The organism is Candidatus Sungiibacteriota bacterium, from assembly GCA_016432465.1.
Lineage (GTDB): Bacteria > Patescibacteriota > Minisyncoccia > Sungbacterales > HO2-52-23.
In genome coordinates this window covers 274,674-295,950 of record CP066690.1, presented here as the reverse complement: position 1 = coordinate 295,950, position 21,277 = coordinate 274,674, and the positions used below count along the sequence as shown (strand labels likewise).

Sequence of the window (21,277 nt, the reverse complement as noted above, 5' to 3'; positions counted from 1 at the left end):
TAATATCAGAGTATCAGCTTCGATATTTTATGTAAAGGTTCTAACGTCCCACCTGTCGGGGGTAAAAAATGTTGCGTAAAATCAAGGCAATTTATAACTTTTTGAGGCGCTTTACAATGTTTCGTAATTTCTTGCGCCACTTGGCAGGATCGGTGGTATCTATCTCGGCAAAGAATTTTATGGGCAGTTTTCGCAAAACATATTGTCCGCCGTTGGCAGGAGACCAGCGATAGTGCCATGGGTAGCGTCGGCAATGTTCCCTGACGGCAATCGCGGCGCTCTTAAAAATGTTTGTTTTGGGATTATATTTTGCTCGTATCATTCGTTCAAGCATGACATCACGGTTACAGGTTAAGTGCAGATACGCTACCCGCGCTCCGTATTTTCTCGCCAGTCGCTCGAGCCGCTTTCTTTTTGGTTTCTCAACCATGTCAGAATCAAGGATTACGTTTCCGAGCCGCATGATAACTTCTTTTACCATCGCTTCATGTAGAGCGTTGGTATTGGCCACCGTAAATCCTGGACCCTCTTCGCGAAGTTTTACGCGTATCTTGTTTTTTTCAATCACTGTCCATCCGAGCATCCGACTAAATTCTCGTGCAATGGTGCTATTGCCGGCACCGGTAATCCCCACGAGAGCCAAAATCTCTGGCTTTTTTGTCCTGCGTCGAGAAACCTTGAGGCCCCGTAGAAGTTCTTTTTTAATTTGTGCGACGTTTTTCTTGGGCATAAATATAAAATGAAATTTATGAAAAATCGACCTTTTCCTAACCGACGGTGGGTGCAGGAGTCGAACCTGCAAGGGATTTCTCCCGCCAGTTTTTCCGCCAAAGGCGGACCCGCCTCTGGCGGGCAAGACAGAGCCGGAGCGGAGACGGGAGGATTCGAACCTCCGATACCCTTACAGGTATAGCAGTTTTCAAGACTGCCGGTTTCAGCCACTCACCCACGTCTCCGCTCCGGCGCCGTCGTTCTTTAGATTTGGAAATTTTTCTTTAATCCAAGTCCTACCAACACCGGATTTTAAGAAGATTTCTCTTTTCCTCGCTTGATGGTAATTGGAGTAGTACTCTTGGTATGTCAGTGCCCACGGCCGTCCGGCTTTTGTAGAGCGAACCTTTCCATGGTTGTGTGAGTCTAAACGCACAAAAGGCCTATCGTCTCTAGTTGATCCGACATAAAACCTATTTTTACTTCTGCTATATAAGATATAAATACAGGGCATACTATTGAGTTTTTCCGCCAAAGGCGGACCCGCCTCTGGCGGGCAAGACCGCCGCCTTAAACCACTCGGCCACCCTACCAAGCCCGCCACACATATTAACTTTTCAAAAATCCAAATTTCTCTGCTATCAATTTTCGCCCAACACCTGACTTGAGAAACAGTTCTCTTTTTCTGGCATCAGAATAGCTCTGAAGTTTTTCTGTTGTAACAATAGTCCACGGTCTATAGGATTTAGTAGATTTTACTCGTCCGGCATTGTGGGCAGAAAGGCGAACCCGTATATTATCATTTCGTGAAGAACCAACATAAAATTTACCGCAACTGGAACTAAATAAAATGTATGTTATAGCCATAAGTAGTTTTTCCGCCAAAGGCGGACCCGCCTCTGGCGGGCAAGACCAGCGCCATAAACCGCTCGGCCACGCTTCCAAAATTGTAGTGCGGGGAAGACTGGTGTCGTTTCGCCTCCTCGGCGAAACCCGGGGCGATTTTTAACGGCTCGCGAGGACGCTCGCCTAAATCGCCCGTTGAAGCCAAGCAGTTGGCTTCAACCCATTAGGCGAACCCACCTTATTTTTTCTCCCAAGGGAACTTTACCCATTTATCTTTTTTCTCCCGGAGCCAGATATTTGGTTTAAACACAGATCCCCGACGGTAAAAAAGCGTTACGATAAAATAATTTTTGTCGGCAAATTTTTTAAGAGTTTTTCCGGTGTCGGCAATATCATCCACAATCAGGGTTTTCTTTCCGTTGGGTTTTTGGAGAAAAGGTATGCCTAAAGCGTGAGAAAGACATACAGCAAGAGGTAAGCCCCCGCGTATCGGCCCCCACACACCATTAAATACTTTTTTTCTTGCCCGCAATAATTTAGCGATTTTCTTCACGTCGCTGTCAAACTGTTTCCAGGAATAATTAATAGTTGGTTTCATTGGCGGTGTGAGTCGGTCTAGAACCAAGTCCCAGCAAGCAATTGCAATGTTTTTGAAAACTGGCGATTTGAGGGGAATCGGTCGCTTAAATTTTATCCTCTTTCTGAATCCAGAAATTAAGATATTGTTCTTCAACACCGTTTCGCACTGCATATCTTTTAAGTCTGAGATATTCTTTCGATGTCCATTTCTTCTCAAGTGGAATTTTAAAAACCTTTTTGGGTAGTATTACATAAACCGACTTTTTATCCCAAAAGTGAGCATACCAAGTCTGCTTCATCTGTTTTGCAAGCAAATTAGAGACTTTCTTAATATCTTTATCGGCTACCCGTACCTTAAAATCATGCCAAATTTTCGGTTCTTCTAGAAATTCTGGATGATGCTCAACTTTCACATAGATGTGGTCAAGCCGATTGAGAACTTCAGGGTTTTTGAGTGATTCGGATAAAATAAAACCTTTGAACATAAACTTATTATACTAAAAATTTTAGGCCGCCCAGTCTCTCGAACGGGCGCTCAATCCTGCGGAGGGTAGTGGACGATGTTCGCATGGCAGACCACTACTGAATGTTTCTTTATTCCAAAGTTATCACTTAAGGCCGCTATTATCAAATGAAAAAGCGGTTTGATGTTATCGCACCGCTACGTATCCCCGCTTACTCAAAGTTACAACAAGAGATTCCACCATTCTCGATGCGCACTTTGTCGAGCTTGCCATCGATGGTCATCGGATATTCGCCATCTGGAACTTCAACATTGTATTCGTGTTTTGTGCTGTTTGGCAGGGGCTTAAACCCATAAACTTCAACGAACTGACGCTTGATTTCTCTGATGTAGTCGGTCATCCACATTATCTTACCTCCCTACGCTGGTTCTATCCCACAAGATAGCATTTTTGATTTAGTGTGTCAATAGCGATAGGTTCGAATGTCTCACCTGTCGGGCTTAAAGTATCCTCATAAAATATGGATAAAACAACTGGCGGTGGGGGTGGGATTCCTCCTCACCCGCGTTGCGCACGTGCTTCGCACGGCTACACGCTCCTTCGGAGCCCGGGTTTTCAAAACGTGAAGACATTCACGTTTTTCAGTTTGCCTCCTCGGCAAACCCCGGGAAATTTTTAACGCTCGCACAGTTTCACTGGCTCGCTAAATTTCCCGCGAAAGCCTTTAGCTTTCGCCCCTTCGAATCCCACCATCATCTAATCAGTGGAAATTTTGAGATAATTCTAAAGAACCACCTCAAAATTTCCACAAAATCGGTGGGGGTGGGATTCGAACCCACGGACCCCGTGAAGGGTCAGCACGTTAGCACCGTGCCGCACTAGACCACTATGCGACCCCACCCATGTCGCCTTATGTTAACATCTTTTTCGGCCAAACTCAAGGAAAAGTGATATAATTACTTCATGCCTATTTATGTATATTCCGCCGCGGCAAAAGATGGGAAAATAGTAAAAGGGGAACGCGAGGCGGAAAACCAAAAAGTCCTTGCGCAGACCCTCAAAACCGAAGGGCTTTTTCTGCTGGAAGCCAAAGAAAAAGGAAAAACTGGGCTGGCTTCGTGGAATATTAGTATTAATATTTCAGATCTTCTCTCTCGTCTTAGGCCCGTGGGGGTGGTGGACAAAATGTTTTTTGCCCGGAATCTTGCGGTTATGGTCGCGGCCGGACTTTCTTTGACACGCGCTCTAGACGCTTTGGCCCAAGAGTCAGCCAACCCCAAGTTTAAAAAAATACTAACCGAGGTAAACAATTCAGTTATAAAAGGCAAATCTTTTGCCGACTCTCTTCGTCTGCATGAGAAAGTTTTTGGCCCGCTTTTTATAAACATGGTTGAAGTGGGCGAAACAACAGGAAAACTTACATTAGTCCTGAAACTCATTGCCAACCAGATGAAAAAAGATTACAACCTTAAAAAACGGGTGAAGGGCGCAATGTTTTATCCGGCCATAATTATTATGGTTCTGCTCGGCGTGGGAACTCTTATGATGATTTATGTGGTGCCGACGCTGACTTCAACCATCAAAGAGTTGGGGGTGGAACTTCCTTTTACCACCAAAATCATTGTTACTGTTAGCGACCTGATTCTCAACTATGCTATTTGGTTTTTAATCGCCTTGGCGGCGCTGGTCTTTATTTTTATACGTATATTGAAAACCCAAAAAGGTAAGGAAATCTTTGATCGTATAAGTCTAAAGCTTCCCATTTTCGGAGCGCTTATTAAAAAATTCAACATTGCGCGTTTCTGCCGGACGCTGGCCTACTTACTTACCTCCGGAGTTCCCGTCGTCAGGTCGCTTGAGATTACGTCTTCGGTCTTGGGGAACACTATTTATAAAGATGCGGTGCGAGAGGCATCTTCGGAAATTCAAAAAGGGAAACAACTAAACAAGATACTGGCTGCTCACCCGCTTATTTTTCAGCCAGTTGTACTGCAGATGATACAAGTGGGGGAGGAAACGGGAAAAGTCTCCGAGATGCTGCTGCGTCTTGCCCTTTTTTTTGAGGAGGACGTAACCAATACCACCAAAAATCTCTCTACAATTATTGAACCGATTCTTATGATTGTCATTGGGGCGGCAGTTGGCTTTTTCGCAATTTCCATGCTGCAGCCGATTTATTCTTCACTTGGTAATATTTAATTAAAACATGTTGCGAGAGACGATCAAAAGCCAACTGCACAAAAAGGGGTCGGGGAAAAGCGGAAGGTTTTCCCCGAGTAGGAAAGCAGCGACGCTGAGCTTGTTGAAGCGGAGCGTCGGAAACCGTGGGTTTCTGAAGAGTACGAGCGAGCCGCCTGCGGCGAGCGAGCTACGAGCAGTTGGCTTTTTCGCAATTTCCATGCTGCAGCCGATTTATTCTTCACTTGGTAATATTTAGTCATGCGCCGCGGCATTACCTTATTGGAAGTTGTTGTATCCGTTGCCATCCTCGCTCTTTTAGGCGCGGTGAGTTTGGTGTCTTTTACAAACTCGCGCCGAGTGCGCGACCTTACCACTGCCGGAGGAAATGTTTTATCCATACTTCGTTTTGCTCAAGCAAGGGCCTTGGGCGGCGAGGATAATTCGCCATGGGGAGTTAAACTAGAACAAAATCAATTTACTCTTTTTCGCGGGGCATCTTTTTCCGGATCAACCTTGACCGAAGTTCACGCTCTGCCTTCTGGCATTGAAGTTGCCAACATTGTCCTTGCCGGAGGCGGACAGGAAATTGTTTTTAAAAAAATAAGCGGAGCTACCGACCAGAGCGGCGGTTTTGACTTGCGTACAGCATCTGTTTCTGCCAATACTTTTTCAGTTACTGTTGAGGGGTCGGGCAAGACCTACCAGACAGGCAGTGTTCCGGCGGCGCTGGGAAGTCGTATTGCGGATGCGCGGCATCGTTCTTTTGGGCTCGGGTGGAGCATTAAGAATTCAGTGGCGGCGACTCTTGTGTTTTTTGATCCGCCCAATCCAGATACGGTTTCTACCATAACTATGACTCCCGCACCGCCCCGCACTATTTTTGATTGGACAGGTACGATTGTGGTTGGCGGACAAAATCAGACGCTACGTATACATGCAGTTTCAATTAGCGACACCAATACGACTCTTCATATTGATAGGGACTGCCGCAAAAACAATAAAAAACTAAAGTTATCAATTGACACGCGCGAGATCGCGACCTATGGGGCGGATTGTCAAACAGTCACGGTCGGCGCTTTTGGAGGCGTGATGAGCGAACCATGAAATATGTTCGCCGTTTAAAACAAGGATTTGGCGTGATTGAGATTATAGTTGTAACCGCGGTAATCACGGTAGCGCTTTTTGGATTTGCACAGGTCGGGATTATGGCCGTGCGTTTATTGCGCAATGAAAAAGAAAATCTGGAAGCAACATTGCTTGCCGAAGAGGCGCTGGAAGCGGTTCGTTCCGTGCGTGATGAGTCGTGGAGTTCCAACATCGCCGTACTGGCCAACTCCACGTCTTATTATCCCTCAATTACCAACGGCAAGTGGACGTTTAGCTCCACTCCGCCCGCTGCCCTTATTAACAATAGGTACTATCGGTATGTAGTATTGTCAGAAGTATTTCGTGATGCGCAAGATCGTATATCTTCGTCCGGAACTTCTGACGCGTCCACGCGTAAGGCAATTGCGCGCGTGGAGTGGAAAAAAGCATCGGCCACATCTACGGTGGAACTCGTAACCTATATTGCCAATTTTCAGGCATCTTTGTCTCCGCCGCAGGAGAGCAAGGTGATGTCTTTTGAGGATGCGACTACGGATGGGGATCTGCCAAATTTTCCGTCGGGTAATTCAGGCAACGGAGATCCGGCGCAATCTTTTACCACCTTGAGTTCATCTCTGCAGGTAACCAAAGTTGAGCTTTTTTTACGGAGGGTAACTGCGTCCCCGTCCGATATTTATGCGGAACTGCGGCCAAGTCCTACTGGTGTGGTGCTCGGAACTTCCAATATCGTAACTTCACCAACGATTGCCAGTAGTACCTTGTCTTGGGTGCCTTTCCGTTTTCCGGATCTGGTTTCTCTTAACCCCTCAACCACCTATTTTATAAGGCTGCGCAGCATTCCATCTTCAACCGATGCGCTTTCCGGATCAACAGGAACGATTTACTGGGGTTACAAGCAAACAGCGTCAAGTCCCTATCCGGGCGGAGTAGCTCGTAGATATGTTGGTCGGCTTTCTAACCCCAGTGATTCCGGACAGCTTCTGGATCAATATGACTTTGGATTTAAAATCTATGATCAGGATTAACCGCCAAAATAAATCCCCCCACCTTCCCAGCGGGGTATTGGACCCCGCGGGAAGGATTTCTACGGCGCCCATTCATCCCCGCAGCAAGGGAAGTCTGACTTCCCAAGCTGCGGGTATTCTGGGAAGGTGGGGGGATAAAGGGCTTACCCTTATTGAGATAATAATCTATGTGGCGCTTTTGGGCCTGCTTCTTGTTTTTGTGGTGAATTCTTTCATAAATACGGTTAACGCTTATTATCGGGCGCGGGCCGAACGGGAAGTTCTTTCCAACGGCCGCCTGCTACTGGAAACGATAACCAAGTCACTGGCCCAATCAGGAGAGATTTATTCTCCCACGAGCCGTTTTAACATTGATTCCGGCCAGCTTTCTTTGATAACGGTTGTTGGGGTTCAGGCTGGGCACGCCGCGGCCTACGTTGATTATTATGTTGATAACGGCAGGCTTTGGCTGCGTCAAGAGGGGCAGTCCGCCATTCCCATTTCTGCCGCCTCCGTAAAAATTAATAAATTCCGGTTGGAACGTTTGTCGCAGGGGTTGGGGCGGGAAGCAGTCCGTATGACCGTTGAAGTAAGTTATGCCCGCCCCAAATTTACAAGCTCTATTAGTTTAACCTCAACTACGGCGCTTCGTGGTAATTATTGATTTTATGTTTATTTTAAGATCACAACGCGGTTGGGCGGCCCTCACTGTAACCATGATCACGGTGATTGTCTCACTCACCATAATAGGCGGGTTTGCCTTTTTTTCTTTTCAGGAAGTAAATACCAGTCGTGTTTTCAACCGCTCTCTTGGGGCGAAGTACATTGCCGAGGGCGGCCTTGAGGACGTGATCTATCGTTTGGTGAGTGGAAAACAAGTTGGCGGAAGCGAAACCCTTATCGTAGGCAATGGCACAAGCACAACGACAGTTACTACGCTGGGCAGTCAGCGCACTATACGCTCCGAAGGAAAACTTGGCAGATCACAGAAAAATCTGGAAGCCCTTATTGAAATTGCCTCGTCTGCCGATGTTCCACTTCTTTATGGAGCGCAGGTTGGAGCAGGAGGATTGGAGATGATGTCTAACTCCACTGTTAAAGGAAGTGTTTATTCCAACGGACATATTATTGGAACAACGAACTCCACCATTACCGGCAATGCCGTGGCCGCAGGAACTTCCAAAATTGATAAAGGGGTTGTAAATGGAAACGCACAGGCCAACTTAATAACGGCAAGCGTAGTAGATGGTTATGCCTCTTCCACCACCCTGATAGACGCTTCGGTAATTGGGTTGGGAGCGCACGCCAACGAATTAAAAGCCTCGTTAATTAACGGAGACGGCTATTACCAAATAATTGATCCCGATACCTTGATTCTTGGCCAGCAATTTCCAAATACACCACCCCCTTCCAATCCCGCCCCGGTTCCTCTTTCTGTGTCTGACGCTACGGTTACTCAGTGGAAACAGGAGGCACAAGTCATTGGTACGGTTGCTTCAGGCTCCTGCAGTCAGGACTGGAGTCCTCCAACTAATCCCTATACCCTGAACGGCGGAGTAATAGAAACCAATCTTCTTTTAGACAACAACCAAGTGCTGGTTCTCAAAGGGATAGTATGGGTAAAATGCAACGTGACTATTGATAATGGATCAACCGTGCGTCTTGATTCCTCTTTTGGAGATAAGTCCGGCGTGCTTATGTCTGACGGCTGGATGCATATTAAAAATAATGGACTTTTTCAAGGATCGGGCACGGCAGGCAGTTTTCTTATGCTTCTTACCACCGCTTCCGGCGGAGGCCATCACGACTCTGTGATTGATCTTCATAATAACGCAACCGGCGCCATATTTTATGCTTCTTCCGGTATGATTTATCTTCACAATAACGTGACGGCCACGAGCCTTGTCGGGTACAAGGTTCATCTTGAAAACGGCGCCACGGTTGAATATAACGGCAACCTTGTTAATACCAAGTTTTCTTCCGGTTCCGTAGGCGGTGCCGACTTAAAATACTGGAAAGAGGTAGAGTAGGGTATAATATACTTATGAAGGAAAAAATTGTAAATCTGGTGCGCTCGCTCATAAAGTTTCCCGTGGTTGGGCTGGATATTTCCGACACCTCTATAAAATATATAAAACTGCGCTCGGGGGGCCTTCTTAGTTTATTCGGGGAATTTACGATTCCAGCAAACCTGATTGTTGGTGGGGAAGTGAAAGACGAAGAAGCGCTGGTTAAAATTTTATCCTCATGGCTTGGTAAGGAGGGGCGCGAGCTTCGCTCGTCATTTGTGGTTGCTTCTCTGCCGGAAGAAAAAAGTTTCCTTCGTCTTATACAGCTTCCCCGCGTGAAAAGGGATGAAGTCGCCGGAGCTGTCCGTTGGGAGATTGAGGCCAATGTTCCTATGCCGGTTGAGGACTTGGTTTTTGATTACGAAATAGTTGAGCCGTTGGAAGATCACTTGGACCATTTTGACGTAGTGATTACGGCTTATCCCAAAACCACCGTAGATTCTTATGTGCGAGTGCTTTCCCGAGTGGGATTTAGGCCAGTTGCGCTTGAGCTGGAGCTACAGGCGGTTATTCGCGCCGTGGTCCCTGAAGTCAGGACGCACGAGGCTAAAATAATAGTAGATATGGGGCGCAACCGCACAAGTTTTATTATAGTTTCTGGGGGCGCCATCGTATTTACGCGCACGGTTGATTTAGGGGGGCGCGTTATTGAAGAAAATATTGTGAAGGCCCTTGCCGTGAGCGAAGAAAAAGCTACGGCGCTGAAGAAAGAGTTTGGGCTTAACAAAAAAGCTTTTGAGGGAAAAATTTTTACGGCCCTTTCGCCGCTGGTCTCCACGCTTGCCGAAGAGCTGAAACACGCGGTTGCTTACTACGAAAGTCACGCGGCGCATTTGCATGGCGCAAGTCCCGGCGTCGCTTCTATTCTTCTTTCCGGCGGCGACGCCAATCTTTACGGGCTTGATACATATCTTGCGAGTGCCCTTAAAATTCCGGTGCACCATACGGACCCTTTTATCGTACTTAGAAAAATGGGCGGTCCTGTTGTCCCGCCTATACCCAAAAATCAATCACTCGCCTACGCCACGGCTATTGGTTTGGCCCTGCGAGGCGCAAGATAAATGCTTACTATAAATCTTTTACCACCTGAAAAAAAGAGAGCTGTAAGGCTGGAAGAAAAAGGACGTCTCCTGCGGCTTTTCGCGTTGGGCGCTGCAGCGGCTTTTGGCGTTGGTTCGGTGCTTCTTATACCTTCTTTTTTGCCTTTGTATTTGGAGCAAAAAGAGGTTGAGAGGTCTCTTATTTTGGAAGAACAGGCCTCGCGCAAACTAGGAATTGATATAACCTTAGCGCGTATTCATAAGATGCGTACGAGCGCAGACGCTATTAAAAGTTTTACCCAAACTCCGCCTCGCGCCTCGTCCTTTTTGGATTTTTTATTTGGAGAAGCCGGGGGCGGGATTAAGCTGGAAGCCGTTACCGTTAAAAAAGATGGTTTAGTGGCATTAGTAGGAAGGTCCAGAACCAGAAGCGACCTGTTGAGTTATGAGAAACGCCTGCGCGACTCGGGCCGGTTTCAGGAGATTACTCTTCGTCTGAGCGACATTCTACGTGAAGAAAACATTGATTTTACTCTGCAAGGAAAACTTAAAGTTCTTCACTCCCTGTGATTTTATGAATTCCCACGAATACAAAAAAATAATAATTTACACCTCGGTTGTTGTATTTCTTGCGGTTGGTTTTTTGCTGTTTTTCTTGTGGTTGGGGAATTCGGTGCGCGAGGCGTCAGAAAATATTAAAAAAACAAAAGCGGGCATTGTTTTACTGGAGGAAGAACGAAAGTCGGCCCGTGTTTCCACAAAATTCCTTGAGGACCGCGTCAAAGATTTTTCCCGGATTGAAGCTTTTACGGTTGATCGCGAACGGCCGGTTGCTTTTATAGAATTTCTGGAGGGCATGGCCAAAAAGACCAATAATCTCATGGCCCTTGATTTTGATGAGATAAAAAGCAAGGGGAAAGCTCTATTTTTCCGCGTTACTATTGATGGGAGCGAAAGTAGCACGCGTCAATACTTGAGACTGCTTGAGCTTGCGCCGTTTGAAATTCGTCCAGAGGAACTTATATTTCAAAAACTGGGCCGCGAAACAACAGCATCAAGTAAAACGATTGGACCCGCAAGCCGTATTATTTTGTTAATAAGCGTAAGGGCGCTATAGATTTATGAGAGTTCTCCCAAGTTTTAAAAATAAAATACCCTTGTTGGGACCACGTAATTTAAGCGAAGACAACGTTATTTTTGCGTGGGTTTTGATACTTATGGCTCTCTCTTTGATTTTAGTACTTTTGGACGGCTATATTTTTTATCGCACGGTTTTTGTTCCGCAGGTACCGGAAGAAGTTACCGCGGCCACTCAAATATTGACCAAGGACGGGCTGGAAGAAGTTATTAATATTCTGGATGAGCGCGATAAAAAATTTAATGAGCTTTTAAAGGTGACAAATACTAAAAAATAGATTATAATTTTGAAAGTCCGCCCATAGCTCAATGGACAGAGCAACTCCGTTCTAAGGAGAAGGTTGGGGGTCCAAGTCCCTCTGGGCGGAAGTTTTAGAAAAACAATGCGGCCGCTTGCGGCTTAACACATAACGACCGTTGTATATACTATAGATGTATGAAAACCCTAATCAGTATAAAGGCCGACGTAGACGTGAAGAAGCGGGCGCAGAAAGTGGCCAAAGAGCTCGGTATACCGCTTAGCACCATAGTTAACGTGTACCTCAAACAGTTAGGCCGCGAACCGCGGGTAAATTTTTTCGTACCGCTGCGACCCAATAAAAAAACCGCAGAGCTTCTCCGTCGGGCCAGTAAAGACTTTCGTAATTGGAAAAATATCTCCCCGGCTTTTTCCACGGCAGAGGAAATGGATGAGTACCTAAAAGATACGGCATGATTGGCCGAAGCGCTGGCTGACCCGAAGAATCAAAAATTACTGTCCATATCGCGAGTTAAAAAGATGTTTCGTCTCCCATGAGACGTATCTCGTTGCGTCCGAGATCGCCGATATTTTTATGAAAAAGGAAAGAGGCGACTATCGCCGCAGAAGTTAAAGTATAGGAACAATAGAAAAACCCAGAGAAAAACACCGATCCCGACTTTGTCGAGGATCCTCGGTGGCTTGCCATCGGGACTCGAACCCTATTTTCCGTCAAAGGCGAATCAGCCTCTGGCTGAGAATTTGCGGGAAGCGGTTATTTTTTGAAATACAGCAGGATATTTCCTTTGGGGATTTCTTTTTGCTCGCGCGTAACGAGATTCCTGATGGTCACCACGCCTTTTTTTCTGTCCTGATCTCCGTAGATCAAAACATACGGGATTTCTTTTTTTACAGCGTAAGCCAGTTGGGCTTGAAAAGAGCGGTCGTCTCCCACATAAAGTTCCGTATTTAAGTTTGCTCCACGCAGATTTTTGGCAAACGAGAAGTATTCGGGTCTAAATTCAGGGCCAAGATTCAGGATCAATATTTTCACCCTGGTTGGCCTCTTTTTCAGGAGCCCCAATTTATCCAAGGCCGCAAGAAAGCGATCTACTCCTATAGAAATCCCTACGGCTGGAATTTTCTGACCAGTGAAAGGGATCATAAGGTTGTCATATCGTCCGCCCGAGGCTACGCTTCCGTATTCCGGAGTCGCAAGAAGCACTGTCTCAAAAACAGGGCCGGTGTAATAATCCAGTCCCCGGACAGTGGAAAAATCAATTTTCCAGTTGTTGGGGTCAACGCCGGAAGCATTAAGATTTCTTGCTATCTCCACGAGTTCGTCCACCCCCTCCGCAGCTTCTTTATTTTCACGAAAAAGTTCGCGAGCGCGCATAAGTTTATTTTTGGTGTCGCCGGAAAGCCCGATGAACTCTTCCACTTTTTCGGCGGCTTTCTTTTTTAATAGTTTTGTCAGTTCTTTTTTGACCGCCGCCTCGCCGATTTTATCTTTTTTGTCTATAATACGCAGGGTCTCCAGGAGTTTTTTTTCGGGAAAGCCGGCAAGTTGCGGAAGGCCGTTTAAAATTTTGCGGTTGTTGATTTTGATAACGAATCGTTTAATACCAAGATTTTTAAAAATCTGATAAACAAGGGCAGTAATTTCTGAATCCGCTTCCATAGAAGAGGAGCCGACAATATCAATATCGGCTTGGGTAAATTCGCGGTAACGGCCGGCTTGGGGCGATTCGCCGCGCCACGCGCGACCAATTTGGTAACGGCGAAAGGGTTTGGGGGTTTCCGGATTGGCCGCCAAAAAGCGCGCCAAAGGAACAGTAAGGTCAAACCGAAGCGACATATCCGATTTTTTCTCCTTTGACCCTTTTACGTTAAAGATAATTTTCTGCGATTCTTTTTCGCCGCCGGTAAGTATTTCTGTTCGTTCCACCGCCGGAGTTTCTATGGGGTCAAAACCAAAGTCCTCAAAAGTTTTTCGCAGACGCTCAATCAACCGCTGTTTGATTATGGCCTCGGCCGGTCCGAAGTCGCGAAATCCGCCCGGCAGTTCCGGTTTGATTTTTTTCGCTTTTGACGCCTCTTTATTTTTATCAGTTTTTGGTTTTGCCATATAGGAGATGATACCACCCAAAGCTATATTTTACAAATTCCCGTAATCCCCTTTGTTATCACGAGAGGTTGTGGATAACCTGAAGCCCCCTGTTTGCCATTTTCATTCTTTGCGTCTATACTATAGTTACATGCAGGCTACTCGGTGTAGGGTTTGTAAATCCAGATTCTATGTGCGACCCTCCTTTAGAAGGGCCGGCTGGGGCAAGTACTGTTCACTGAAGTGTAAAAACGAGGGGCAGAAAACAGGAAAAATACTTGCGTGCTTTTTGTGCGGAAAATCAATTTATAGATCAAGGGCGGATTTACAAAAATCAAAAAGCAAGAAATATTTTTGTAACAAATCGTGTCAAACAATCTGGCGTAATACGCTGCAGTACATCGGACCAAGGCATTTAAACTGGAGGGGCGGTTTTTCTAGCGGCTCCTACCGCGCCTTTTTGAGACGAGCATCAAAAGAAGAAGTATGCAGTTTCTGCAAGATTACTGACAAACGTGTACTGGTCGTGCACCATAAAGACCGTAATCACCTGAATAATAGGATAAGTAATTTAATGTGGCTCTGCCATAATTGTCACACTGTGCTTCATCGTAATACAATACTAAACGTAATCAATCGTGCCGCAAGTAAATTGTAGGCTGTGTAAAAAGCCTTTTTATGCCAAACCGCACTGGCTTAAGAAGGGATGGGGTAAATACTGCTCATTGGTATGCGAGCGTCGGAGCAGAAAGAATGGAAGAATTGTGGCCTGTTTTCTGTGCCGAAAAAAGATTTATAGGCAAAAGAGATTTCTTAATAGGTCTAAAAGTAAAAAGTATTTTTGCAGTAGGGCTTGTCAACTGAAGTGGAGACACTCAACTTTTACCGGATCAAGTCATGCCAACTGGCGGCACGGAGAAAATGCGTATAAAAATATGCTGCTGCGCAGTAGGATTCCGCCGGTTTGTAGATTATGTTGTCAAAGAGATTTACAGGTCCTAGTAGTTCATCACTTTGACCAAAACCGTAAAAATAATAAGCTGAAAAACTTGTGTTGGTTGTGCCACAATTGCCATTTTCTGGTTCATCATTACAATACGGAGAAGGAAAGACTTACGGTGTCCATAGCTTAGTGGTAGAGCTCCGCCCTGTGGAGGCGGCTACGAGGGTTCGATTCCCTCTGGACACCCAGCTATAGAAAATCTTTGTAGACTATAGACCGTCAACTATTTTTACTGGTATTATCAGGTTATGACTGAAAATAAAAAAATCCTATTAATAGAAGATGATGTCTTTATGGTGGGTCTTTTGGTTCATGAATTGCAGGAAGCCGGTTTTGAGGTTGTTACGGCCAAGACAGGAGTTGAAGGAATTAAAAAATTTCCGGAGGTGAAACCGGATTTGATACTTTTGGATATTCTCCTTCCTGATCAAAACGGTTTTGATACCCTGCGGACTATTCGCCGCCAGCCGGGTGGGCCGGGAACAAAAGTTATTGTGCTTTCCAACTTGGCGGAATGGTCAGATGTTGAAGAGGCAAAACGCCTCGGAGCTCTTGATTATCTCGTGAAGACCAACTTTTCGCTTGAAGAGATTGTAGAAAAAATACAGAGCGCTCTTGGCAGATAGCCGGTATTAAAGATTTTCTTCCGTAACAAGCGTAAGTAGTTCTTCTTTCCCATCCCGCAGTATTTTTACGGGAATTTTTTTACCAAGCTCAAGATTTTCCAGTATTTCTTCCACCCCCTTCTTTTCTCCTATAGCGGTTTCGTTTATTTCCAATAAAACGTCTTTTTCCTGAATGCCGGCTTTGTGGGCCGAGGAGCCGAGGACAACAGCCGGTTTACCCGGCATACCTTCCCGCAGAACCAGCGCGCCCTGCGCTACCGGAAGGCGGAAGCGTTTTTGTATAGCAGGGTTTAATAAGATATAACGTATACCAAGAAACGGTCGGCGTATCCTGCCGTATTTTTTTAATTCTTCTAAGTCGCGTCGGGCCTTGTTTATAGGTATTGCAAAGCCGATATTTTGCGCGCCAAAAACTACGGCGGCGTTAATACCTATTGCTTCGCTCTGAAGATTTACGAGCGGCCCTCCCGAGTTTCCGGGGTTAATGGCCGCATCGGTCTGTATTAGACCGCCGAGACGCTGTGAGTGTCCTTCCATGTCTGTGATGGCAGTGATAAATCGCGAAAGACCGGAAACAATCCCCGCCGAAACTGTGTTTTGGAATTCTCCCAAGGCAGTTCCCACCGCGAGTACTGTCTGTCCCAGTTGGATTTTTCCGGAATCCCCCAAGGGAATAGTTGGAAGATTCTTGCCTTCAATTTTTAAAATGGCAACATCATTTAAGGGGTCGCGCGCGAGAACCTTGGCCGTGAATGTTTCATCCTCGTCTCCTTCACGGTCAACAGTTATGAGATATTCCGCGTTTTTGTCCTGAACAACGTGTTTGTTGGTAACAATAAGGCCGGAAGAGTCAACAAGAAATCCTGAACCTCCGCCTATCCGTATTTTGCCGCCTTGGGTGTGGGGCAGTTCTTCCTCGGGAGGAGGAAGGTCAAGGTGGTCGCCGTGCGGCACCATAAGTTCATACGGATGCTCTTTTAGCAGTTCTTCGTAATCCTTTCCCACCATAATACTCACCACCGCCGGCATTACTTTTTTAGTTGTTCCTATAATTTGTTCTTCGTAGTTTGAGGAAGCCATAAAATTATGGTAACATGCTTGAGAAAGTATAAGCAAGAGCCCCCATAGTTCAACCCCGACGCTCCGGTTTTACGTCGGAGGTCGGGGCTCCGACCCCGCAGGGCGTCGGAGCGGACAGAACATGCCCCCATAGTTCAATGGAAAGAACGAGAGACTCCTAAGCTCTAGATCCAGGTCCGATTCCTGGTGGGGGCAAAAATTAAAAATATAATCAAAAAATTAAAGGGCCTATAGTTTAGTGGTAAAATAAGTCGATGGCATCGACTAGTCGCGAGTTCGATTCTCGCTAGGTCCATATATCAACTTGTGCCATCGTATATTAACTTGTTTCGTTTTTAGCTATGTTACTTAATTTTAAGCCGATAGACGGCAGGTATAATACCATTGGTGAATGGAAGCCGCTTATTTACGTTGGGGATTCAAGTCCCATACAAAGAGAGGTAAGAGAGCTATGTAAGAACGAAAAGGATAAGCGTATTGATGGATGCCTCTTTTATATAGCCATTACATCTCATCAAGTTATAGAATTTGTCGTCGTAACTAATTTTGAAATCCCAAACGACTTCATCACTACAACCGTCGGAAAGCTGAAAATCGAACTTCACAAGATCGCGATGCCCGTTCCACCAAATAGTCATGGTTACAATACTGTAGTATATGATGGTACTGCATACCTGCTAGACCATGAGATTGAAACAATAAGAGATGCTCTGGATGTGATTGGTGTACTGGTGAATCGAATGGCCTTTCGCATAAGGGCAAAAGCTATTTGGTTTCAGAAATATGACGTGTATGGTGCTGGACACGGAAAAAGCGATTTATCTGATGAAGACTTTGAAGAGCTTAGACAATACATGCTTGGGCTCAAAACTGCTGACGCTGCTTTTATTGATACAGCAATAAGCTGGTACACAACAGGAAGAAGCGCTACGAATGAATCTACGCAATTCATGAATTACTACATTGCGGTTGAGAGCCTCGCCATTGTCTTCGTTGACGGAATGTTGGACGCTAGCAAGGAATTCGGTATTGAGGTTCCGAGTGCAAGTGAGAGAAAACAATGTACCGCTGAATGCATTCGAAGGTTGCACGATGCGCTATATCAAGCTGATCCATCTGGTTTTGTAACTGGCTCCTATTCTCAATGCATTAGAAGTCTACGGGCTAAAACGGAGCTGGCGTTAGCGAAAGTCTTTGGTGAAGATCATGAATTTACCAAAGGCTTTTTCGACAGTAGTGAGGGAAAGTCAATTTATCGTCTCCGAAATGATTTGGCACATGGAAACTTCAATCTTATTGATCGTGACGAGTTACACCAGATTCGAAATAAATTGCCCTTGCTCGAAGACATTGCATTTGCATTCATTATGAGACTATCTCTCGGAAAAAATCAGAAGTATAAGAAAGCCAATCGGTTCTCAATGAGTATCAAATTTGATTCCCCAAGGGATACCAAAATAGCCTCCAATCTCAATATGTTTCCTAGAAAGGATTGGAGAATCCAGTGGGAATGGTTGATCTAGAGAAGAAGGTTTCTGCTGAAGAAAGATTAAGAATCAACATCACTTCATACAACCCCCTCATAAAAGTTTGCCACCTGTCCAGACATTCTCCATCGAGTCAAAGTAACTGTATTGCCCCACGGCTTAATATCATAAATTTATGAAACTTTGGGAAAAGGGATACAAATTGAACAAGCAAATAGAAAATTTTACCGTTGGCGACGATTATCTGCTGGACCAAAAATTAGTTTACTACGACTGTTTGGTTTCTATTGCTCACGCAAAAATGCTTGGGAAAGTCGGTCTTTTAAAAACCAAAGAAGTGCAGAAGTTGGTTGAGGAACTAAAGAGTATTATAAAGTTAGACCAAAGAGGAAGGTTTAAAATTTTGAAAGAACAGGAGGACTGTCATACCGCGATTGAAAACCGCTTAGTTCATAAATTGGGCGACTTGGGAAAGAAAATCCACACCGCTCGTTCAAGAAATGACCAGATACTTACTACTCTGCGGTTATATTACAAAGACAGGTTAAATAATTGTAAGGGGTTAACGAACGAATTAGTTACTGCCGTAAAAAAATTTACTAAAAAGTACGGCAAAATAAAATTGCCGGGGTATACGCATACCAGAAAAGCCATGCCGTCTTCCATAAGTCTTTGGGGAAATGCCTTTATTGATTCCATGGGAGACAATATCAAGTTAGTTGATTTGGCGTTACGGTTGATTGATCAGTCGCCGCTTGGGACGGGCGCGGGCTATGGCGTGCCGTTAAGAATTGACAGAAAATATTCTGCGGAACTTTTGGGTTTTGAAACAGTCCAGAAAAACCCTATTTATACCCAGAACAGTAGGGGGAAATTTGAGGCAACATTTCTTCACGCGCTTGGCCAAGTTATGCTTGACCTTAATAAAATCGCTTCCGACCTGATAATCTTTAGTATGCCCGAGTTTGGTTATTTTGAACTGCCGAAAGAATTTTGTACCGGCAGCTCCATTATGCCGCAGAAGAAAAATCCTGACCTTTTGGAGCTTTTGCGGGCCAAATATCATGTTGTGACGTCCTATGAGTTTCAGGTTAAAAGCATAATAGGAAATTTAATTTCGGGTTACCACCGAGATTTGCAGCTAACCAAAAAGCCGGTAATGGAGGGGTTAGAAGCGGTAACTGAAAGCTTAAGCGTAATGGCTTTGTTATTTAAAGAGCTGAAAGTTAGCAGAGAAAATTGTGAAAAAGCTTTGACGCAAGATGTTTTTGCCACAAAAGAAGTGTATGGGTTAGTCAGAAAAGGGGTCCCCTTTAGGGAGGCCTACAATATTGTCGCTAAGAGATACAGTTAAAAGAATAGGAAGTGTTTTGTTCCGCAATTTAATTAGATTTTGTCAATATTGCGTATTTTTTTTGTATGTTGTACGGTGGCTGATGAGACTTTCTATGTTATGACAGGGGTTATTAATATATGTAGGAGGTCTTTTTTAGTGCATGGCAAAATCGTATCTCCAAGAAGATTCCGGCGAGGGGATTGAGGAGCTGAAGGATGAAGAAATTTTGCGGATGGCGCAGAAAGAGCCGGCTGTTTTTGAAATACTTGTAGAGAAATATCAGGAGCCGTTGATGCGAGCGGCTTGGCGTGTGGTAAGGGGCCGGGAAGAGGCTGAAGATATCGTGCAGGAGGCATTTGTAAAAATGTATAAAAACGCGGATAAATTTGAGAAACTGGAGGGAATTGAGTTTAAGTCCTGGGCTTACAAGGTGACGATCAATACCGCCATTACCCATTATCGGAAGCTTAAACGGGGAGAATTTTTGGTTGAAGATCCGGCTCTTTTTCAGGATATTGGAGATACGGAACCGGCTGATACGCGATTATCTTTTGCCGTTGATGCCAAGGCCGTGGTTGCGAGCGTTCTAAATAAAATGCCCGAGCACCTTCGCACGGTTCTGGCAAGTTACTATCTGCAGGATAAATCTTATAAAACCATAGCCCAAGAGGAAAAGATTTCTATACCAACCTTGAAAATGCGGCTTTTCAGGGCCAAAAAACTTTTTAAAAGATTAAAAGATAATCCAAACTAAACCATGAACGGAACACCATTTGCGGCCCCGCCTAATTTTCGGGGACAGGTCGTACAAAAAATTTATCGCGTCTGGCTGCTGCGAAAGTTTTTACCAGTGCTCGTCGCTGAGATTGTCGTCTTTTCCCTCCTGCTTTACTATCTGGGCCGGTTTGTCTTTGTACAGAGAATTTTAGAGAACGCACTTAGGGTATTTTTTACCAATCCCACTGAGATCTTCGTCTTTTTAACCTCCGCCTTTACGCATGCAACAGTGGCGGCCAAAGTTTTGGGTGTTGGGGTGGTTGTATTATTGGCGCTTGTTATACGTCAGTTAACCCAAGGAGTACTTCGGTTTATCCTTGTCAAAGAAAATTACTTCAGCAGGACTAAGTAATGTGCAGATACAGACAATTTATTTGGATAAGGACGTCATCGTCTTAAATAAGCCACCGGGAATTTCAGTTCACCCCGGTAGTTCTGTATCCGGCCCTACGGTGGTCGATTTTTTGTTGGAGAAATTCCCCGAAGTTAAAGCAGTAGGCGACGATCCCAAAATGCGTCCCGGTATCGTGCACCGTTTGGATAAGGATACTTCCGGCGTTATGGTCGTTTCGCGAAATCAGAAAAGTTTTGAAAAACTTAAGGAACTTTTTCAGAAGCGACTGGTTGAAAAGCTTTATTGGGCCATTGTTTGCGGACGACCCAAAGAAAGACGGGGAGTAATTTCTTTGCCTATTGGCCGTGTAATAAAAAATCCCCTGAAGCGTGGAGTAGAGGAGAATAAAAGAAAAATACGTGGGGCGCGAGAGGCGGTTACAGAGTATAAGGTTTTAAAATTTGGAAAGCATTATTCGTTAGTGGAGTTGAGTCCCAAGACCGGCCGTATGCACCAGTTGCGAGTGCATTTAAAAGCCATTGGTCATCCTGTGGTCTGCGATAAAATTTACGGGGGTAAAAATGTTTGTTGTCCGGATGGGGCGGATCGCCAGATGCTGCATGCGCGATCTCTCTCCTTTAGTTTTCCCGAAGGGCGAAGATTACATTTTGAAGCAGACGTACCGCAAGATTTTACCGTTGCGTTGCGCCGGGTTTTTTGATATCATGTGCCGTATGAGCACGACTGCAATTGAAAAAACTTATCTTCGTTCTGATCTTCCCGAAATCCGCTCGGGCGATACCGTGCGTGTGGTTCAAAAAATCAAAGAAGGAGATAAAGAGCGTCTGACGTCTTTTGAGGGTTTGGTGATCGCTAAAAAACATGGCCGCGGAATTACGGCAACTTTTACCGTCCGCAAGGTGGTGGACGGCATTGGCGTGGAGAGGGTTTTCCCGGTTCATGCGCCAACCATCTCTAAGATTGAAGTTTTGCGTCGTTCCAAAGTGCGGCGGGCAAAACTATATTATATCCGCGAGAAAGCAGCGCGCGAGGTGCGCAGGAAAATGGGCCAGATTTGGAAGGAAAAAGAAACAGAGGCCGTGGCGACCCCGGAAGAAGCGGCATCGTCCACGGAGGTTGGGCCTCAATAA

General features: G+C 45.3%; 28 protein-coding genes and 6 tRNA genes. 23 read left to right on the top strand and 11 right to left on the bottom strand.

Translation table 11 applies throughout. The annotated features are described in order from the left end of the window. Positions 1–91 precede the first annotated feature (91 nt). The 9 genes from HYW89_01540 to HYW89_01500 form a co-directional block, all read right to left on the bottom strand. On the bottom strand, positions 92–730 hold the full coding sequence (locus HYW89_01540) for an AAA family ATPase (GenBank protein ID QQG45589.1): 639 nt from the start codon (positions 728–730) through the stop codon (positions 92–94). A 139-nt stretch (positions 731–869) separates the two neighbouring features. After that, positions 870–956, bottom strand: a tRNA-Ser gene (locus HYW89_01535). After that, the gene (locus HYW89_01530; GenBank protein QQG45588.1) at positions 935–1,246 is read right to left on the bottom strand and encodes a GIY-YIG nuclease family protein; all 312 of its coding nucleotides are present in this window, start codon (positions 1,244–1,246) and stop codon (positions 935–937) included. The genes HYW89_01535 and HYW89_01530 overlap by 22 nt, the downstream gene beginning before the upstream one ends. A 74-nt stretch (positions 1,247–1,320) precedes the next feature. Next, entirely contained in the window at positions 1,321–1,578 is a 258-nt protein-coding gene (locus HYW89_01525) for a GIY-YIG nuclease family protein (protein QQG45587.1), read from the bottom strand. Next, entirely contained in the window at positions 1,553–1,762 is a 210-nt protein-coding gene (locus tag HYW89_01520) for a hypothetical protein (GenBank protein QQG45586.1), read from the bottom strand. Before HYW89_01520 ends, HYW89_01525 begins: the two co-directional genes overlap by 26 nt. Before the next feature lie 33 nt (positions 1,763–1,795). After that, a complete protein-coding gene (locus HYW89_01515) occupies positions 1,796–2,155 on the bottom strand; it encodes a phosphoribosyltransferase (protein ID QQG45585.1) in 360 nt (119 codons plus the stop codon). Positions 2,156–2,240: 85 nt separating this feature from the next. After that, positions 2,241–2,621, bottom strand: coding sequence for a hypothetical protein (locus HYW89_01510; protein ID QQG45584.1), 381 nt, complete (start codon positions 2,619–2,621; stop codon positions 2,241–2,243). 190 nt (positions 2,622–2,811) lie between these two features. Then, positions 2,812–3,006, bottom strand: a complete 195-nt coding sequence (locus HYW89_01505; GenBank protein ID QQG45583.1) for a hypothetical protein — start codon at positions 3,004–3,006, stop codon at positions 2,812–2,814. Between the two features lie 408 nt (positions 3,007–3,414). Beyond that, positions 3,415–3,501: transfer RNA gene (locus HYW89_01500), tRNA-Ser, on the bottom strand. A 62-nt stretch (positions 3,502–3,563) separates the two neighbouring features. On the opposite strand from HYW89_01500, the gene HYW89_01495 reads away from it, so the two are divergent. The 11 genes from HYW89_01495 to HYW89_01445 all read left to right on the top strand — a co-directional run bounded on the left by HYW89_01495 (position 3,564) and on the right by HYW89_01445 (position 11,853). After that, positions 3,564–4,799, top strand: a complete 1,236-nt coding sequence (locus HYW89_01495) for a type II secretion system F family protein (GenBank protein ID QQG45582.1) — start codon at positions 3,564–3,566, stop codon at positions 4,797–4,799. 240 nt (positions 4,800–5,039) lie between these two features. After that, entirely contained in the window at positions 5,040–5,885 is an 846-nt protein-coding gene (locus HYW89_01490; protein ID QQG45581.1) for a type II secretion system protein, read from the top strand. Then, positions 5,882–6,913: a hypothetical protein gene (locus HYW89_01485; GenBank protein QQG45580.1), complete on the top strand. Its 1,032-nt coding sequence runs from the start codon at positions 5,882–5,884 to the stop codon at positions 6,911–6,913. The genes HYW89_01490 and HYW89_01485 overlap by 4 nt, the downstream gene beginning before the upstream one ends. Further along, on the top strand, positions 6,879–7,556 hold the full coding sequence (locus HYW89_01480; protein ID QQG45579.1) for a hypothetical protein: 678 nt from the start codon (positions 6,879–6,881) through the stop codon (positions 7,554–7,556). Before HYW89_01485 ends, HYW89_01480 begins: the two co-directional genes overlap by 35 nt. A 4-nt stretch (positions 7,557–7,560) precedes the next feature. Next, on the top strand, positions 7,561–8,922 hold the full coding sequence (locus tag HYW89_01475; protein ID QQG45578.1) for a hypothetical protein: 1,362 nt from the start codon (positions 7,561–7,563) through the stop codon (positions 8,920–8,922). A gap of 14 nt (positions 8,923–8,936) precedes the next feature. Continuing rightward, complete coding sequence (gene pilM / locus HYW89_01470; GenBank protein QQG45577.1) at positions 8,937–10,022, top strand: type IV pilus assembly protein PilM; 1,086 nt, start codon at positions 8,937–8,939, stop codon at positions 10,020–10,022. Further along, positions 10,023–10,571 (top strand): hypothetical protein, encoded by a 549-nt coding sequence (locus HYW89_01465; protein QQG45576.1) that lies wholly within the window; start codon positions 10,023–10,025, stop codon positions 10,569–10,571. Between the two features lie 4 nt (positions 10,572–10,575). Then, positions 10,576–11,118 (top strand): hypothetical protein, encoded by a 543-nt coding sequence (locus tag HYW89_01460; protein ID QQG45575.1) that lies wholly within the window; start codon positions 10,576–10,578, stop codon positions 11,116–11,118. Positions 11,119–11,122: 4 nt separating this feature from the next. Next, positions 11,123–11,416, top strand: coding sequence for a hypothetical protein (locus HYW89_01455; GenBank protein QQG45574.1), 294 nt, complete (start codon positions 11,123–11,125; stop codon positions 11,414–11,416). Positions 11,417–11,433: 17 nt separating this feature from the next. Beyond that, positions 11,434–11,506: transfer RNA gene (locus HYW89_01450), tRNA-Arg, on the top strand. Positions 11,507–11,574: 68 nt separating this feature from the next. Next, positions 11,575–11,853, top strand: coding sequence for a type II toxin-antitoxin system RelB/DinJ family antitoxin (locus HYW89_01445; protein QQG45573.1), 279 nt, complete (start codon positions 11,575–11,577; stop codon positions 11,851–11,853). Between the two features lie 298 nt (positions 11,854–12,151). Here HYW89_01445 and hisS read toward each other — a convergent pair whose 3' ends face one another. Further along, complete coding sequence (gene hisS, locus HYW89_01440; GenBank protein QQG45572.1) at positions 12,152–13,504, bottom strand: histidine--tRNA ligase; 1,353 nt, start codon at positions 13,502–13,504, stop codon at positions 12,152–12,154. Positions 13,505–13,772: 268 nt separating this feature from the next. On the opposite strand from hisS, the gene HYW89_01435 reads away from it, so the two are divergent. The 4 genes from HYW89_01435 to HYW89_01420 all read left to right on the top strand — a co-directional run bounded on the left by HYW89_01435 (position 13,773) and on the right by HYW89_01420 (position 15,112). Continuing rightward, a complete protein-coding gene (locus tag HYW89_01435) occupies positions 13,773–14,141 on the top strand; it encodes an HNH endonuclease (protein QQG45571.1) in 369 nt (122 codons plus the stop codon). Positions 14,142–14,161: 20 nt separating this feature from the next. Beyond that, positions 14,162–14,347, top strand: coding sequence for a hypothetical protein (locus HYW89_01430; protein QQG45570.1), 186 nt, complete (start codon positions 14,162–14,164; stop codon positions 14,345–14,347). A gap of 254 nt (positions 14,348–14,601) precedes the next feature. Beyond that, positions 14,602–14,672: transfer RNA gene (locus HYW89_01425), tRNA-His, on the top strand. 62 nt (positions 14,673–14,734) lie between these two features. Then, the gene (locus HYW89_01420) at positions 14,735–15,112 is read left to right on the top strand and encodes a response regulator (protein ID QQG45569.1); all 378 of its coding nucleotides are present in this window, start codon (positions 14,735–14,737) and stop codon (positions 15,110–15,112) included. A 6-nt stretch (positions 15,113–15,118) separates the two neighbouring features. Here HYW89_01420 and HYW89_01415 read toward each other — a convergent pair whose 3' ends face one another. After that, complete coding sequence (locus HYW89_01415; GenBank protein ID QQG45568.1) at positions 15,119–16,192, bottom strand: trypsin-like peptidase domain-containing protein; 1,074 nt, start codon at positions 16,190–16,192, stop codon at positions 15,119–15,121. Positions 16,193–16,315: 123 nt separating this feature from the next. Here HYW89_01415 and HYW89_01410 point away from each other — a divergent pair. The 8 genes from HYW89_01410 to rplS all read left to right on the top strand — a co-directional run bounded on the left by HYW89_01410 (position 16,316) and on the right by rplS (position 21,277). Continuing rightward, positions 16,316–16,387 (top strand) — tRNA-Arg (locus HYW89_01410). Positions 16,388–16,416: 29 nt separating this feature from the next. Further along, positions 16,417–16,487: transfer RNA gene (locus HYW89_01405), tRNA-Ala, on the top strand. Between the two features lie 46 nt (positions 16,488–16,533). Further along, positions 16,534–17,715, top strand: coding sequence for a hypothetical protein (locus HYW89_01400; protein QQG45567.1), 1,182 nt, complete (start codon positions 16,534–16,536; stop codon positions 17,713–17,715). A gap of 139 nt (positions 17,716–17,854) precedes the next feature. Continuing rightward, a complete protein-coding gene (argH, locus tag HYW89_01395) occupies positions 17,855–19,033 on the top strand; it encodes an argininosuccinate lyase (GenBank protein ID QQG45566.1) in 1,179 nt (392 codons plus the stop codon). 142 nt (positions 19,034–19,175) lie between these two features. Continuing rightward, the gene (locus HYW89_01390; GenBank protein ID QQG45565.1) at positions 19,176–19,769 is read left to right on the top strand and encodes an RNA polymerase sigma factor; all 594 of its coding nucleotides are present in this window, start codon (positions 19,176–19,178) and stop codon (positions 19,767–19,769) included. A gap of 3 nt (positions 19,770–19,772) precedes the next feature. Beyond that, the gene (locus HYW89_01385; protein ID QQG45564.1) at positions 19,773–20,144 is read left to right on the top strand and encodes a hypothetical protein; all 372 of its coding nucleotides are present in this window, start codon (positions 19,773–19,775) and stop codon (positions 20,142–20,144) included. A 1-nt stretch (position 20,145) separates the two neighbouring features. Continuing rightward, positions 20,146–20,847, top strand: a complete 702-nt coding sequence (locus HYW89_01380; protein ID QQG45563.1) for an RluA family pseudouridine synthase — start codon at positions 20,146–20,148, stop codon at positions 20,845–20,847. Positions 20,848–20,860: 13 nt separating this feature from the next. Further along, on the top strand, positions 20,861–21,277 hold the full coding sequence (gene rplS / locus HYW89_01375) for a 50S ribosomal protein L19 (protein QQG45562.1): 417 nt from the start codon (positions 20,861–20,863) through the stop codon (positions 21,275–21,277).